Raw genomic sequence first — 14,837 nt, forward strand, 5'->3', positions numbered from 1 at the left:
CTGCACAAAACCGCCGTTTCATGTAATGGGAAAGCTGGACCCGAAACAGCAAGGAGGATCGTCCCATGAAGCGTGCGCTTGCGGTGCTTGTTGCGTTCTTTGTGCTGTGTTTGGCCGATGCGGCCATGGCCTGGAAGAAGCCGCCCTTTGAAAATGTGGATAAAAACAAGGACGGTTTCATTGTTTACGAAGAAATGGTGGTCTTCAACTCGGGATTGACGCTGGTGCGCTACGGCGTCATCGACCTCAACAAGGACGGCAAGATCGACCGGGCGGAATATGCGGCCATGGGCGGGCGCACGGTCGGCCGGGCGGCCCGGGGCAAGCACTCCAAGAAGGTTTGGTGGCGCTGCTCGGGCCGGGAAGGCATGGACCTTTTCATGCGCGGCACGGACCTGCTCGTTGCCGGCGACAACGCGGCCGCGGCCGCGATGCTTGCCCAGGCCGTGACCAAGCCGCTTTGCGTGGATTACCTAAGCTACGCCTACTACAATCTGGGCATCGCCTGCATGCGTCTTGGCGATGACGGCTGCGCCAAGGCGAATCTGGAAAAGGCCCGGGCGCTCAATGTCAACAATACGGTGCCGCCGAACGATTTCGGCCTTTCCGGCACGCCACGGGCGGGCGGCCAGCCGTAGCCTCGGGCGGGCCGGCCTTCTGAAAACGCTGCGGGGGGGACGTCGGGTCGGCCGTTTCCCCCCGCGACGCGGGGCCGGTGCCCTTGACAGGCCGGGGCGGGATGTTCAACCAAGGGCGCAAGGTGACTGCCGGCATTGCGGCGGTCTCGCGGAGGCAGCTCTTGGGCAACGTGCTCATCATCGACGACGATCAGACCATACGCGACGCTCTGGCCAGGGTGGTGACACGGCTTGGCCACGCGCCCCAGATGGCGGCCACCCTGTCCGAAGGCCTTCGCCGGGCTGGCGACAAGGATGTGGACGTGGTCTTTCTCGACGTGCGCATGCCCGATGGCAACGGCCTCGACGCCATCAGCGACATCCGCCGCACGCCCTCGAATCCCGAAGTCATCGTCATTACCGGCTGGGGCGACCCGGACGGCGCGGAACGGGCCATGCGCCAGGGCGCCTGGGACTATATCGAGAAGCCGCCGTCGGTCAAAACCATGACCGCGCCCCTGGTCAGCGCCATGGAACACCGATGCCGGGGCCGGGATGCGGCCAAGCCGGTGTCGAGTTTCCATTTTACAGGCATCGTCGGCGACAACGCCAAGCGGGCCCAGTGCCTGGATCAGGCCGCCAAGGCCGCGCCGAGCGACGTCAACGTGCTGCTGACCGGTCCCACCGGCGCCGGCAAGGAGCTTTTCGCCCGGGCCATTCACGACGGGAGTCCCCGCCGGGACGGGGCCTTCGTGGTGGTGGACTGCGCGGCCCTGCCGGCGGGCATTGTGGAAAGCGTGCTGTTCGGCTCGGAAAAGGGCGTGTACACCGGCGCGGATCGGCGTCGGGAGGGGGTGCTGTTGCGGGCCCATGGCGGCACGCTGTTTCTGGACGAAGTGGCGGAGATGCCGCTTTCGGTGCAAAAGGCGTTTTTGCGCGTGCTCCAGGAACGCCGGGTGCGCTCCGTAGGCGGGCTCGAAGAGGCGCCCTGCGATTTCCGGCTGGTGGCCGCCACCAACCAGGACCTGCCGGAGATGGTGCGCCAGGGAATGTTCCGGGAGGACCTGCTGTTCCGGTTGCAGGGCGTGAGCATCGAGCTGCCACCCCTGGCCGGGCATCCCGAGGACATCCTGGAATTCGCCGATCATTTCGTCGTCGAGGCGGCGGACAGGCTGGGGGTCGCCCCCCGGGTCTTTTCCGAGGACTTTTCCCGGGCCCTGCTCGCCTACCCCTGGCCCGGCAATGTGCGGGAACTCAAAAACACCATGGACGGCGCGTTGGCTTTGGCCGGCGGCGACAAGGTGCTGCTGCCCGTGCATCTGCCCCTGCACATCCGGGTCTGCGTCGCCCGCAACCGGGTTTCCGCCCGGGCTGCCGCCGCGACCGCCGCGCCCTGGCCCATGGCCGGAGGACTGCCCCTGGCCGCAAGCCTGCCGCCTTTCCGTGAATTCCGCGACAAGGGCGAGGCCGAGTACCTGCGCGTCCTGACCGGACGTTTCTCCGGCGACATTTCCCGCATGCTCGACGTCTCGGGCCTGTCGCGCTCCAGGCTCTACGCCCTGCTCAAAAAGCACGGCCTGTCGGCCACAGGGACGTAAGGGCCGTCATTTCCCGAGCGTCCGCGCGGGCTTTTTTCACCGCCGGCTAAAGATGCCCCTCCCCCCCGTCGAAAGGAACACCAAGGGACGACACGCGTAACCGACACGGGGTCGGCTGCGTCGTCGCGCCGTCCCGGACGGTGTCCAGGTGAAATACATCGTGATCCTCATCGGCATCATCGGTCTCGTGACCTACATCTTCGTGGGCGGCCCCAGTGCCGTCACCGGGAGAGAGGAGACGTACACCGATCGCCGCCAGGCCGTCTGGGAAGCCATCTCCGGACTCGAGGCCAGACGCCGCGACATGCTCATCCGGGCCAGCATGGACATGGGCACGGCCTATTCCCCGGTGTCCAAGCTGTCCCGGGGCGGCGCCTACGCCGCCGGCTACCGCGCAGGATTCGGCCAGGGCTACTTCGAAGGCAGCTTCCTGTCCGAACGCCGCCGCCCCAACCCACTTTTTTTCGCTATTCCAAATCCTTAGAAAGGGAAGAAGGGGAAGAGGATGCGAGAGGGGAAACCCTTTAAAAAGGGTTCTCCCCTCTCGCATCCTCTTCCTAAAGTTTTTACCGTTACGGATGCCGTACGGCTAACACTTTATTATTATTAAAAGTCTTTGGAAGGGGGCTTGGGGGAAACCTTTCTTCAGAAAGGTTTCCCCCAGTCCTTCTCTTCATCACCGCTATCGCAAGCGTGCCCCGATGCGGTCGGCCACGGTCATGACGGCGAGCACGTACAGGTCGCTGTGGTTGTAGGCGTAGACCACGGCCTTGGTCTGGTCCTCGGTCATGCCGGGTTTCCAGCCGTGGCCGCGCAGGTAGCTGGCCACGCTGACGATGGCGTCGCTCGGGCAGAAGAGGTCGATGACCCCGTCGCCGTCGGCGTCCACGCCGTAGCGCAGGGCATTGGAGGGCATGAACTGGCAGATGCCGATGGCTCCGTAGATGGAGCCCGGGATGGCGGCCGGGGATTGTTTCTTGGCGGCGGCGTAGCGCAGGAGTGCCACGAGCTCCCGATAGGCCCACTCGGACCGGTCCTTGGCGGCATCGGCGGCGAAGGCGCTAAGGTCCGGGTCGCCGTGCAGGGTCTTCATGTAGGGGGCGATCTGATCGAGTTGCGAACTGCGGGCCAGACTGGCCAGGACGCTTAGGGCGTCGCGGTTGCCGAGGAAGGAGCCGAGGTTGGTCTCAACCACCAGGAAGGCGGCGATCAGCTCCGGCGGCGGGCCGTAGTCGCGTCTGGCCTTGTCGAAGGCGGCCTTGTGCTCACCCACGAACAGCGCGGCCGCGTCGATGACGGCCGGGGACAGAAAATGGCGGTAATTGCTTTGGGCCAGGGTCTTGTGGCTGGGCTTTGGCCGGGGCTCGAATTTTTTCCTGACCATGGCGTCGACCTTGCGGGCCATGATCTCGGGCGAATACTGGACTCCGCCCCCGGCGAACGTCCGGGCCAGGGTCGCCTTGTCCAGCCCATCGGCGGCCAGCCTGCTGACGAGCGGCGTCCAGGCTCCCGCATTGACCACGGCTGGCGCGGCGACCGGAGCGGCTACGGCCGTGGACGACGGTGCGGGCGTGGCGGCCGGGCCGGGTATGGCTGTGGCATCCGGCGCGGCGGTCGTGTCGCCCGTGGCCACCGTGGGCGTCGGGGCGGCGTCGGCTGCGGCGTGGGCCGGACCGGGCGCGTGCGCCGGGGCGCAGGACGCCAGCAGGGTCAGCACGGCCAGACAGGCGGCCAGCCGCAGAAGGAGTCTGCCTGGGGCGTTGGCGCGACGATGCGATGCCATGGTCAGCGTCCGCGCTCGAATTTGTCGAATTCCGCGAAAGCGCCGCGTTTGGCCCGGTTTTTGGCCTTGATGTCGCGCAACAGGTCCGCCGCCTCCACCGGGGCCACCTTTGTCCCCCGGGACATTTGACCGGGCTCCAGGAACTGCCCGCCGAGATCGGTCAGTTCGTCGAGGGTGAGCATGGACCCGGTCGGCTGGGAAGGGTGGGGCGGTTGCACCTGTGCCTGCGGCGCGGCGGTCGCGGCCGGTTGGGCCGGCACTGCTGTCGTGGGCATCGGGTGAACGGCTTCGGCTTGCGGAGCTGCCGGGGCCGGCTCGGACGGCGGGATTGGGGCGGCCGCCCCGGGGGCGATCAGCGTCGCGGTCGCGACGATAGGCGTCTTAAGGGTCGGCCCGGCCGCCTTGGCTGACTGCGGGGCGAGGGCCTGGCGCATAAGGCGCAGTTCGGCCAGGATTTCTTTTTGGACCGCGAGGATCTCGCGCAGGATCGATTCTTCCATGACCGGGGTCTAGCATGCGTCCAAAAGGGGGTAAAGCCGTCAGCGGCGGTCCAGCTGGGCCAGGGTCGGGCTCATGGAGGTCAGGGCGGCATTGGCGAGGAGCTTCGCGCCGTAGGGCGTCAGATGCACGCCGTCCGGGGTGCGGGCCGTGCGCGGACCGCCCGGGGCGGGCAGGACCCTGGCGTAATGCCCGGAAGCGTCGGCCAGGGTGCGCCAGACATCCACGAAATGGCAGTCGGGCAGGGCGGCGATCTCCTTGGCGATCACGGTGTTGATGGCGGCCACGTCGGCATTGAGCCGGTGATCGGCCATGACCGGGGAGCCCACCCAGTAGATGCGGGCGGCCGGGTTGTGGCTTCTGGCCAGCGTGACCAGCCGCCGCACCCGCCGGGCGTATTCCGCGTTCCAGCCCGGACGGCCAAAGGCCACCTTCTTTCCGTCCGGCCGGGTCATGGTCTTGTTGTCGTTGGCGGCGATCATGATGACCACGGTATCGGGTTTGGCGGCGGCCAGGGCGGCCATCTCGCGTTCCCAGTCGAAGAAATCGGGTCGGGCCAGGCCGCTCGAGACCTTGCCCCGGGCGGCAAAGGTGGTGCCCGGCCGTCCGGCCAGCATGGGACGCAGGGCGTTGGCCAGGAAAATGGACAACGAATCCCCGGCCACGAGCACCGAACGCCCCGGGGCGATTCCCAGGGACGGACGCGGCGCGGCGGCCTTGGCCGGACGTGCGGCCGGGGCGGCTGGCGTCGTCTTCTTGACGGCGACCTGGGTTGGCGTCGGGGCCGGGGTGGCCGGGACAACGCGCTTTGCCGGTGCGGGCGCGGGGGGATCGAGGGCGGCCAGCGTGACCAGCCGCAACTGCCGGCCGGGGCCGCCGAGGTGATGGTCGTCGCTTACGGCCACCGGTCCGGAAAGGGGATGCGTGGCCGTTTTGTCCACGGCCAGACGGACCCGGTAGGGCGCAACGGCTTCCCGCATGGCGTGCAGATCGGGGCTGGCGGCGGCTTGCGGGGCCCTGGCCTCGAGGTCGAGGGACGCCACCAGGACGCGCAGGGAATCATCGGCCAGGGGCTGTGGCGTGGGCGTCAGGTCGCAGTAAAGAATCCTGGGCGCGCCGCCAAGCATGGCCAGAAGCGCGGCCAAAAAAAACAGGATCTTGCCGGTGCGGGAACGTGTCGGAAGCATGGCGTCTGTCGTGGCATCTGGCATGGCGGTGAGGGTGGTTTGCCGCCGTCCGGATCATCCGGTCGGGGCTTTGCCGGAGGAATTGCAAGGCGCGGGCCGAAAATGTCTTTTGGGTATGGCCTTGGATTCTTGGCTTTTCTTGAAATAAAGCGGCGTCACTCCTCTGACGCCGAACGGCGGGATCGGTCAATCCGGTTGCCTTTTGGCGGCGGCGACGCTAGCGTGCGCCACGCTTTGAGCCTATTTTCCCGGAGAATGAGCAGACCCCGCGATGAACATCACCAGCTTTGAATTCGCCTTGTTTTTCGCGGCGATACTGCCGCTCAACTGGATCCTGCGCCGGTGGGCCGCCCCCTACAGGGTGTTTTTGCTCCTGACGTCCTATGTCTTTTACGCCTCGTTTAACGCCAAGTTTCTGCTGATCCTTCTGGTCTTCAGCTTCCTGACCTGGTTTTTCGCCGTCGTTTTCGCCGAGACCTCCGACCTTCGGTTCCGGCGATTCTGCATGATCCTCTACGTGGCCTTTTCCCTGGGCATGCTCGTTTTCTTCAAATATTACGAGATGCTCTACATTTCATCCGACTGGCTGTTCCGCAGCATCTCGGTTGCCAACCCCGTGCCGCTGCTCGACGTCATCATGCCCATCGGCATCTCCTTTTTCACCTTCCAGGGCATGTCCTACGCCATCGACGTCTACAGGGACCCGGCCAAGGTGGAGCGCAGCCTGATCGAGGTGTTCTGCTACATCGCCTTTTTCCCGACCATCCTGTCCGGGCCCATCCTGCGGGCCGGCAATTTTCTGCCCCAGCTGAAAAACAGCAAAGTGGAGCCGGCGGATTTCACCCGGGCCTTTTACCTGCTCACCCGGGGGCTCATCAAAAAGATCATCATTTCGAGCTACCTGTCCGAGCACATCGTGCGCGCGACCTTCGGTGCGCCCGAGGGGTTTTCCTCGGCCGCCGTGCTGGTCGGGGTGCTGTCCTATTCCGCCCAGATATACTGCGACTTTTCGGGCTATTCCGATCTGGCCCAGGGCATCGCCCTGCTCATGGGCTTTGACGTGCCGGACAACTTCAACGCGCCCTACATCTCCCAGTCCCTGCGCGATTTCTGGCGGCGCTGGCACATCACCTTCTCCCTTTGGTTGCGCGATTACCTCTACATCTCCCTCGGCGGCAACCGGAAGGGACGCACGCGCAAGTTCGTCAACCTGATCGCCACCATGGGCCTTGGCGGCCTGTGGCACGGCGCGGCCTACAATTTCCTGGTATGGGGGTTCATCCACGGCTTCGGGCTGGTGGGCAACCACCTGATCATGGAGTACCGCAAGACCCGGGCCGCGGCCCGGGTGGCGGCGGGCGTCGCGCTGCCGGAGGGGCTGACTTTTTCGGGGGCGGCCTGGGCGACGCTTTGCTGGCTGACGACGTTTACCTACGTCACGGTGGCCTGGGTCTTTTTCGGGGCCGAGGATGCGGGCAAGGCCATGGACATCCTGAGCCGCATCGCGGCCTGGGACCCGTCGGGCGCGGGTTTTCGGCCCACCTGCCTGGTCCTGGTGGGGCTCGTTTTGGCCGTGCAGCTCCTAAACTGGTCGGGCCGGGACGTGTTTCGCCGTGGCTTCGAATGGCTGCCCATGCCGGTGCAGGGCCTGGCCCTCGGCCTCGCGGCGACGCTGATCCTCAAGCTCGGCCCAGATGGCGTGCTGCCGTTTATTTATTTCCAGTTTTAGAGACGAGGAAGATGCGAGAGGGGGACCCTTTTTGGAAAAAGGGTCCCCCTCTCGCGCTCTCCCCTCCCAAAAACTTTTAACGGTGACAGGATGTTATCGTTAAAAGTCTTTGGAAAGGGGGCCTGGGGGGAGAACCTTTCTGCAAGAAAGGTTTCCCCCCGGTCTCTTTTTTCCCCTGTTTTTTCGCCTCATTCCATAAATCTGGTATTTTTCTTGTAAGCAAGTCCCCGTTCTGGTAAGGTGACCCTCCAGGATGGGATACAGCCATGGCGGCTGTGCCATATCGCAAGCACCTCGAATTGTTGGGGAAGATGAAGCTCAGGAGGCTTTGGTGCTTGTCGTGGCGCGGCGTCAGGGACGCCGGCTGTTTGAGTTTCTTATACCATCCCGGGTCGCGTTTCTTACATTATCATGCCGCTGCCGGGGCTTGTCGGACGCGATGGGGGTCGCGGAAGGAAGTCGCGAAAGAGGCGATGAGGTGTTTTTCATGCGAAGCCCGAGTCAGGCCCTCCTCCTGGCCGTACTGATGGCGTCCCTGATCCTGCCTCCGGTGTTGCCGGCGGCCAAGGCGGCAACGGCCGGTCCTGCCCATAAAACACGGACGCGCATCCTGCTTGTGGGTGACTCTCTTTCCATTGGTCTTGGCAAGCAGCTGGAAATGATTTTCGCCGGGCAACCCGGCGTGCGTTTCGGACATTTGGGCAAGGTCTCGAGCGGGTTGGCCAACCCGGCCTTTTTCGACTGGGACGCCCATTTGACCTCCCTGGTCGCGGCCGACCATCCCGACATGGTGCTCATCATGGTGGGCGCCAACGACGACAAGCCCCTGCCCGGTCCGGGCGGCAAATCGCTTCCTTTCGGCACCAAGGCCTGGGACGCGGCGTATGCCGCGCGCCTGTCCAGGCTGCATGGCATCATCCGGGCGGCCAACCCCGGCGCTTCCGTTTATTTCCTCGGCGTGCCGGTCATGGCCGATGCCGCCTTTGATAAAAAGATGATTCATATGAGCGGGGTCATCGCGGCCACGGCACGCCGTTTGCCCGACAGCCATTATATCGACGTTCGTGACGTGTTGGCCGACGCCAACGGCGCGTTCGCTCCGGTGGCCAAGACCCCGGACGGCGGCCTGACCAAGTTGCGGGCCGACGACGGCGTGCATATTTCCGGAACCGGCTCCCGGCTTCTGGCCGCGCGTTGTCTGGAGGCCGTTGCCGATGCGGCCGGTTTGCCCAAGGCGCGGCTCTTGGCTTCCATAGAGGACAGGGACGCGCGCCCGGTCGCCGGGACCGCCGCCGTGCCCGTCAAGATGGTGGCAGCCGCCAAGCTTGATGTTGCCAGGCCGCAGACGGCCAAGCCCCAGGCCGCCAGGCCCGAAGCCGTCAAGGCGCAGGCCCAGCCGGCCAAGACGCCCGAAGTGGCGGTCGCTGTGGCCAAGCCCGTTTCTCCGGCTCCTTCCGCCGCCGCTTACACCGTGGCTGACGGTGACACGCTGTGGTCCGTGGCCAAGCGTCTCGGCGTCTCGGCCGATGCCCTGGCCCAGGCCAATCCGGGTGTGGACCCGCGCCGCCTGTCCATCGGCCAGTCCCTGGCCGTGCCGGCCGGCGGCACCATGGTGGCTGCGGCCACCCCGACGATCCAGTCCGCCGCCGCGACCGGGCACGGGCATATCGTGGCCGAGGGTGACAACTACTGGTCCGTGGCCCGTCGGTACGACGTGAGTGTGGCCGCCCTGACCGCCGCCAACCCCGGCGTCGATCCGACCCGGCTGCGCATCGGCCAGGAACTGGCCATTCCCGCCGGGGCCGCTCACGGCGCGCCGGTCCACGTCGCGGACAAGGGGCGTTACGTGGTTACCGACGGCGACAATTTCTGGCTCATCGCCCATCGCCTCGGCATCGACGTGGCCGCGCTCACCCAGGCCAATGCCGCCGTGGACCCGCAAAAGCTCCAGCCCGGCCAGGTGCTGTCCCTGCCCGGCGTGGCCAAGGCCGAAAGCGGTGATCAGGCCCCGGCCCGGGATTCCCGGACCGTCGGCGACACCGCCCTCTACCCGGTGGCCAAGGGCGATACCCTGTGGGCGCTTTCCCGCCGCTTCGGCGTGGACCTCGATACCCTGCTCACGGTCAACGGCGAGGTCGATCCGTCCCGCTTGCAGGTCGGCCAGCTTGTGACCATCCCCGGCGGCCAGCCCGTGGCTTCGGCCGAGACCCTGGCCTTCCCGGTGTCCGAGGGCGACACCCTGGCCGGCATTGCCAAGCGTTTCGACGTGAGCGTCGTCGATCTTCTGGCCGCCAACCCCGGCGTCGATCCGCTCCGCCTGCAGGTGGGCCAGGTGCTGCGGGTGCCGTCGTCCCTGGCCGCCGTGGCCGCCTCGGGCTCGGGCCGGCCGACTCCGGCCAAGGCTTCCGTGCCCACGGCCAATCCCGCCGATGCGACGCCGGCTGTGGGCGCGGCGGCGCGTGCGCACACTGTGTCGCTTGGCGATACGGTCTGGGACATCGCCCGTCGCTACGGCATCAGCGTGGAGCGCATCCTGTCGGAAAACAGCGGCCTGGACCCCATGCATCTGCGCATCGGCCAGACCGTGCATCTGCCCGACACCGTCGTGACCATGGCGGCGGTGCGCTGATCGGCTGGGAGGCGGCAAAAAGGCCGGGGGAAAACTCCGGTGGCCAACAGGCCGTCGCCTTCTGGCTCCCCATATTCGCGATTTTCGAAAGACAGCTTGTGACGTGAGCGGCCTGAAGCCCGGTTTCGGGCGATCGGCTGGCCGCAGCGGACAGCAAGGGCCACGAAAGCCCTGACCTTGCCCTTCCAAAGGGCCTGTGTCGGGGCTTTCGCGGCCCGTTGCCTTGTGGTTTGGAGGAATGCTGGCGGGGGTTGTTCCCGGCGGCGTGCGGGAGTGCTTCCCCCACACGCGTTGCCGGGGACAGGGGCTCTTACAGCAACACCCAGACGGCGACGAGGCCGGTTGCGGTCATGGTGATGGTGTAGGGCAGGGCCAGGCGCACCATCTGGCCGTAGGACAGGCGGATGAGCGGCGCCAAGGCCGAGGTCAGCAGGAACAGGAACGCGGCCTGGCCGTTGGGCGTGGCCACGCTCGGGATGTTGGTGCCGGTGTTGATGGCCACGGCCAGCCGGTCGAACTGTTCTATGGTCGCCGTGACCTGAGGCACCACTTCCTTGGGCAGCGCGGCCAGGACGTCGACCCGGTTGAGGTGGGCGTCGGTCAGCCTGGCCAGCAGGTCGGTCCCGCTCATGCCAAGCCCCTGCATCTCGGAGAAGAGCTTGATGAAATGCGCCTTGGTTTCGGTGATGTAGACCGTGGCCACGAAGACGTTGTCGCTGATCATGGAAAGCAGGCCGTTGGCCAGATAGTAGGCTGCGGTCTGGCTTTTGCCGGAAAGCGACAGCACGAACTCGATGATGGGCGCGAAGAGGTGCTGGTCGTGGATGACGGCCACCACCGCGAAAAAGACCACGAGTAGGGCGGTAAACGGCAGGGCCTCGGTGAAGGCGTTGCCGATCTGATGTTCCTCGGTGCGGCCGCAAAAGGCGGTGAGCAAAATGATGATGGACAGGCCGATCAGCCCCACCTCGGCCAGATGCAGGGCCAGGGCGATGACCAGGTAGATGGCCGCCGCCGCCTGGACGTAGAGCGCGGCCCGGGCCTTGTTGGTCAGTGCGGCTTCGCGCCGGGCGTCCTCGTCGGCCAGAATACGGCGTACGGCGGTGGGCAGGGCGTGGCCGTAGCCGGAAAGATGGAAGCGTTCGACCGTGACGCAGGTTAAAAGCCCTATGGCCAGCACCGGCATGGAAACCGGGGCCACCTTGATGAAGAATTCCATGAAGTGCCAGCCCATCTCGTGGGCCACCAGCAGGTTCTGGGGCTCGCCAACCAGCGTGCACACGCCGCCAAGGGCCGTGCCCACCGCGCCGTGCATCATGAGGTTGCGCAGAAATCCCCGAAATTCCTTGAGATCGCGTTTGCAGATGTCGTCGAGCGCCGATTCGTCGCCGAGTCTGCATTGTCCGGACGAGACGAAGCGGTGGTAGACCTCGTAAAAGCCCAGGGCCACGGCGATGATGACTGCGGTGACGGTCAGGGCGTCGAGGAAGGCCGACAGAAAGGCTCCGGCAAAGCAGAACAGGAGCGACAGCAGGATTTTCGAGCGCACCTTTATGAGCAGCTTGGTGAAGGAATACTGGAGCATGTCCTTCATGAAATAGATGCCGGCCACCATGAAGATGAGCAGCAAAATGACGGGAAAGTTGTGCAGGGCCTCGTCGTAGAGGGTTTCCGGCGAGGTCATGCCCAGGATGACGGCTTCCAGGGCGAGCAGGCCGCCGGCCGGCAGCGGATAACAGGAAAGGGCCATGGCCAGGGTGAAGATGAACTCGGCGATGAGCACCCAGCCGGTGACGAACGGACCGGCCAGTTGCAGCAAAATGGGATTGAGAATGAGAAAGGCGGCGATGGTCAGTTTGTACCAGTCGGGCGAGGCGCCGAGCAGGTTGGAGAGGAAAGCCTGGGGTAACGTCTTGGTCATGCGGATGCTCCTTGGGCGCGCGTGATCGGGACCTATCGGTCAAACGACAATAGTATTACAATATAGTAATTGTGCCGTCGGGCCAAGGACTTCCGGCGACCGGGCGCGCGGGAAAGGGCCGGATCAGGCGTCGGCCCAGACGATGCGGATGCTGCCCGGGAGTATGTCCAGGCGCGCGCCCAGACTCTCGGCCAGGGCGCGCCCGTCGCCGCCATCCGGGGCGGGGGCATCGGGATCGAGCCCAGACACGGCCAGGGCGGGACCGTCGGCATCGGCCCGGGAGGCGACGGTTATGGCCCGCTCCGGGCCGGGGCGTTCCAGGGCGACGTCCAGGCACCAAGCGAGCAGGCGGCACAGCAGAAAGGGATCGACGGTGACCGTGGCGGCCTCGCCGGGCAGGGCCGAGAGTTCCACCTTGCCCATGCCGGCCTGCCGGCAGGCCAGCGCCACGGCCAGGTTGGCGGCCTCGGGCAGGGAGACGGCGCGCTCGGCCGCGTCCGGGGTATGGGCGAAGCGGTTGAAATGGGTGAGCAGCGCATCGCCCCGGCGCACTTGCCGCAGCAGGCAGGCGGCCGTCGCGGCCAACCGCTCGGGGTCGAGGGGCATGCCTTTCCCGGCCATGCAGGCCAGGTCCTCGAGCAGACCGGCCTGCTCGTTCATCACGGCCAGGACGTTTTTGAGTTCGTGGGAAAGCGAGGCGCTGATGCGGCCGAAAAAGAGCAGGTCGTCGCGTTGCGGCATGGGCGTATCCTCCTCATGCGTCCTTGCGATCGGGGAAGTCTCGTTAACCCTGGCCGCCGGCCAGGGCCGTGCCCACGGCGGCGATGAGGTCGTCGATGCGCACGGGCTTGACCAGATAGCCGGCGGCTTCGGCCGAACCGGCCCGGAAATCTTCCTCCGAGCCGTGGCCGGTCATGAAAATGAACCGCATGCCGGGGCGCAGGCGCTGGAGCTTTTTTTTGAGGTCCAGGCCGCTTAAGCCCGGCATCTTCATGTCCAGCACGGCCAGGTCGTAGGCCCCGGCCCGGACCTTGTCCGAGGCTTCGTCGCCGTCCGTGGCGTATTCGGCCTCGATGCCCCGCAGATTGAGTCGCTCGGCCAGGGCCGAGACGAGTTCCTTTTCGTCATCCACGAGCAGTATGCGCATTGTCGGCGTCTCCTTTGGACAGCGGGAACGTCACGGTGAAAGTCGAGCCGTGGCCGAGTTCGCTTTCCACGGCCAGCGTGCCGCCGAGCTCCTGCACGAGCCCGTAGGTGATGGAGAGCCCGAGCCCCGTGCCGCCCTTTTTCTTCTTGGTGGAGTAAAACGGTTCGAAGATGCGTTTGACGTCGGCCGCCGGGATGCCGCAGCCGTTGTCCGCGACGCTGACGGCCACGTCCTCCGGGCTTGGCGCGAAGACGCGCAGGCGCAGATGCCCGCCGTCGTCCATGGCCTGGAAGGCGTTGTTGACGAGATTCAAAAGGATCTGCTGCAGCTTGCCCCGGTCGGATTCGAGGTCGGGCACGTTCGGCTCGGCTTCCACGTCCACCTGGATGCGGCGGTATTCGGCTTCCTTGGTCAGGAAGCTTAGGACCTCCTCGGCGATCTTGGTCAGGCTCACCGCCTCGACATGCACTTCCAGGTGCCGGGCAAAGGAGAGCAGGCGCTTGGTGATGGTGCCGGCGCGCTCCACCGAGGCCAGGATGGAGTCGATGAGCCCGACCAGACGGTCCGGCGTCGGCGGCTCCTTGGCGTAGCGCAGGAGGTCCTGCATGAGCCCGGCCTTCTCGTTTATGATAGCCAGCGGGTTGTTGATCTCGTGGGCCACGCCGGCGGCCAGCCGGCCGATGGAGGCCATGCGGTTGGTGTGCTCCATCTGCTGCATGGTCTTGGCCCGGGTCTGGTCGGCGGCGTGGATCTTTTCCACCATGTAGGTGGCCACGCCCACGATCACGACCAGGATGACGAGCATGCTCGCGGACAGAAAGCCGAAGAGGTCCAGGCGCATAGCATACCAGGGCTTCATGAGCTCGGCCTGGCGCTTGACCACCATGAGGATCAGCGGTGTGCGGTCGATGTAGGCATAGCCGACGATGAGGCCGTTTTCGGCGGTCTTGGTCTCGAAGACCTCGGTGCGGTCCGAGGGCGACGGCACGGGCAGGCGCAGATGCTCGAAGACCGCGCCGTGGGAGCGGGACATGGTCTGGAGCACGCCCTGATGGTTGATGAGAAAGGCGTCGCCGCCGCCGGAAAGGTCGAGGCTCGAGAGGATATCGTTGATGCGCTGGGTGTCGACGGTCGCCCGCAGCACGAAGAAGCCGCCGCCGCTCCGGGCGGCCCGCACGGCGATGACCATGTGGGGCACGTTGCGGAACCCCAGAAAAATGTCGCTGATGTAGTGGCCCGCGGCGGCAGTGGCGGTGAACCAGGCCTCCTTGGAATAATCGATGCCGAGCAGGTCGTAGGGGCCGACGTAGGCGATCTGCCTGCCGGTGTCGTCGATGACGCCGAGGTCCATGAAGCCGCCGAAAGCGGCTTTCAAGTCCCGCAGCAGTTCGGCCAGGCGTCCGGGCGTGGCCAGGGAGGCATAGGCTTCTTCCCGGGCGGCGAACCCGAGGGCCGCCAGGCGTTCGTCCAGGAAATAGGTCAGGGTGCGCCGGGTGTTGGAGGTGGTGATGGCGGTGCGGTGCAGATTTTCCTGGGTGACGGCCCGCTTGGTGACGCTAAAGTCGATGACCGTCATGATGCAAAGGGGCGTCAGTGAGACGGCGGTCAGAAGCGCAACCGACAGCCACCACAGCCGGCGGAAGTTGAACAGGCTTCGGTACGGCCCCCCCGTGTCGGCGGCGCCGTCCCAGAATTGCGGGCGCAATCGGTCAAAAAGCCCCATGGCGG

The 14,837-nt window shown here is 65.8% G+C and carries 12 protein-coding genes; 5 read left to right on the forward strand and 7 right to left on the reverse strand.

The annotated features are described in order from the left end of the window. The first annotated feature begins 65 nt into the window (after positions 1-65). From K9F62_08265 to K9F62_08275, 3 genes are all read left to right on the forward strand, one after another. Positions 66-638, forward strand: coding sequence for an EF-hand domain-containing protein (locus K9F62_08265; protein UJX42652.1), 573 nt, complete (start codon positions 66-68; stop codon positions 636-638). Between the two features lie 161 nt (positions 639-799). Continuing rightward, positions 800-2,215 (forward strand): sigma-54 dependent transcriptional regulator, encoded by a 1,416-nt coding sequence (locus K9F62_08270; protein ID UJX42653.1) that lies wholly within the window; start codon positions 800-802, stop codon positions 2,213-2,215. A 148-nt stretch (positions 2,216-2,363) separates the two neighbouring features. Further along, on the forward strand, positions 2,364-2,699 hold the full coding sequence (locus K9F62_08275) for a hypothetical protein (GenBank protein ID UJX42654.1): 336 nt from the start codon (positions 2,364-2,366) through the stop codon (positions 2,697-2,699). A 198-nt stretch (positions 2,700-2,897) separates the two neighbouring features. Here the strand turns inward: K9F62_08275 and K9F62_08280 are convergent, their stop codons facing one another. From K9F62_08280 to K9F62_08290, 3 genes are all read right to left on the reverse strand, one after another. After that, positions 2,898-3,806: a lytic murein transglycosylase gene (locus K9F62_08280; protein ID UJX43170.1), complete on the reverse strand. Its 909-nt coding sequence runs from the start codon at positions 3,804-3,806 to the stop codon at positions 2,898-2,900. 194 nt (positions 3,807-4,000) lie between these two features. After that, the gene (locus K9F62_08285; protein UJX42655.1) at positions 4,001-4,498 is read right to left on the reverse strand and encodes a hypothetical protein; all 498 of its coding nucleotides are present in this window, start codon (positions 4,496-4,498) and stop codon (positions 4,001-4,003) included. 39 nt (positions 4,499-4,537) lie between these two features. Further along, a complete protein-coding gene (locus K9F62_08290; protein ID UJX42656.1) occupies positions 4,538-5,707 on the reverse strand; it encodes a DUF459 domain-containing protein in 1,170 nt (389 codons plus the stop codon). 247 nt (positions 5,708-5,954) lie between these two features. Between K9F62_08290 and K9F62_08295 the strand changes: the two genes are divergently transcribed. After that, positions 5,955-7,412 (forward strand): MBOAT family protein, encoded by a 1,458-nt coding sequence (locus K9F62_08295; GenBank protein UJX42657.1) that lies wholly within the window; start codon positions 5,955-5,957, stop codon positions 7,410-7,412. A gap of 487 nt (positions 7,413-7,899) precedes the next feature. After that, entirely contained in the window at positions 7,900-10,041 is a 2,142-nt protein-coding gene (locus K9F62_08300; GenBank protein ID UJX42658.1) for a DUF459 domain-containing protein, read from the forward strand. Positions 10,042-10,351: 310 nt separating this feature from the next. Here the strand turns inward: K9F62_08300 and nhaB are convergent, their stop codons facing one another. The 4 genes from nhaB to K9F62_08320 all read right to left on the reverse strand — a co-directional run bounded on the left by nhaB (position 10,352) and on the right by K9F62_08320 (position 14,832). Then, the gene (gene nhaB, locus K9F62_08305; protein UJX42659.1) at positions 10,352-11,962 is read right to left on the reverse strand and encodes a sodium/proton antiporter NhaB; all 1,611 of its coding nucleotides are present in this window, start codon (positions 11,960-11,962) and stop codon (positions 10,352-10,354) included. Positions 11,963-12,085: 123 nt separating this feature from the next. Continuing rightward, entirely contained in the window at positions 12,086-12,703 is a 618-nt protein-coding gene (locus K9F62_08310) for a sensor histidine kinase (GenBank protein UJX42660.1), read from the reverse strand. Positions 12,704-12,746: 43 nt separating this feature from the next. After that, positions 12,747-13,109, reverse strand: coding sequence for a response regulator (locus tag K9F62_08315; GenBank protein ID UJX42661.1), 363 nt, complete (start codon positions 13,107-13,109; stop codon positions 12,747-12,749). Beyond that, positions 13,087-14,832 carry a two-component sensor histidine kinase gene (locus K9F62_08320; protein ID UJX42662.1) on the reverse strand — a complete coding sequence of 582 codons (1,746 nt, stop codon included), beginning with the start codon at positions 14,830-14,832 and terminating at the stop codon, positions 13,087-13,089. Before K9F62_08320 ends, K9F62_08315 begins: the two co-directional genes overlap by 23 nt. Between the last annotated feature and the right edge of the window lie 5 nt (positions 14,833-14,837).

This window comes from Desulfovibrio sp. JY (assembly GCA_021730285.1).
Lineage (GTDB): Bacteria > Desulfobacterota > Desulfovibrionia > Desulfovibrionales > Desulfovibrionaceae > Solidesulfovibrio.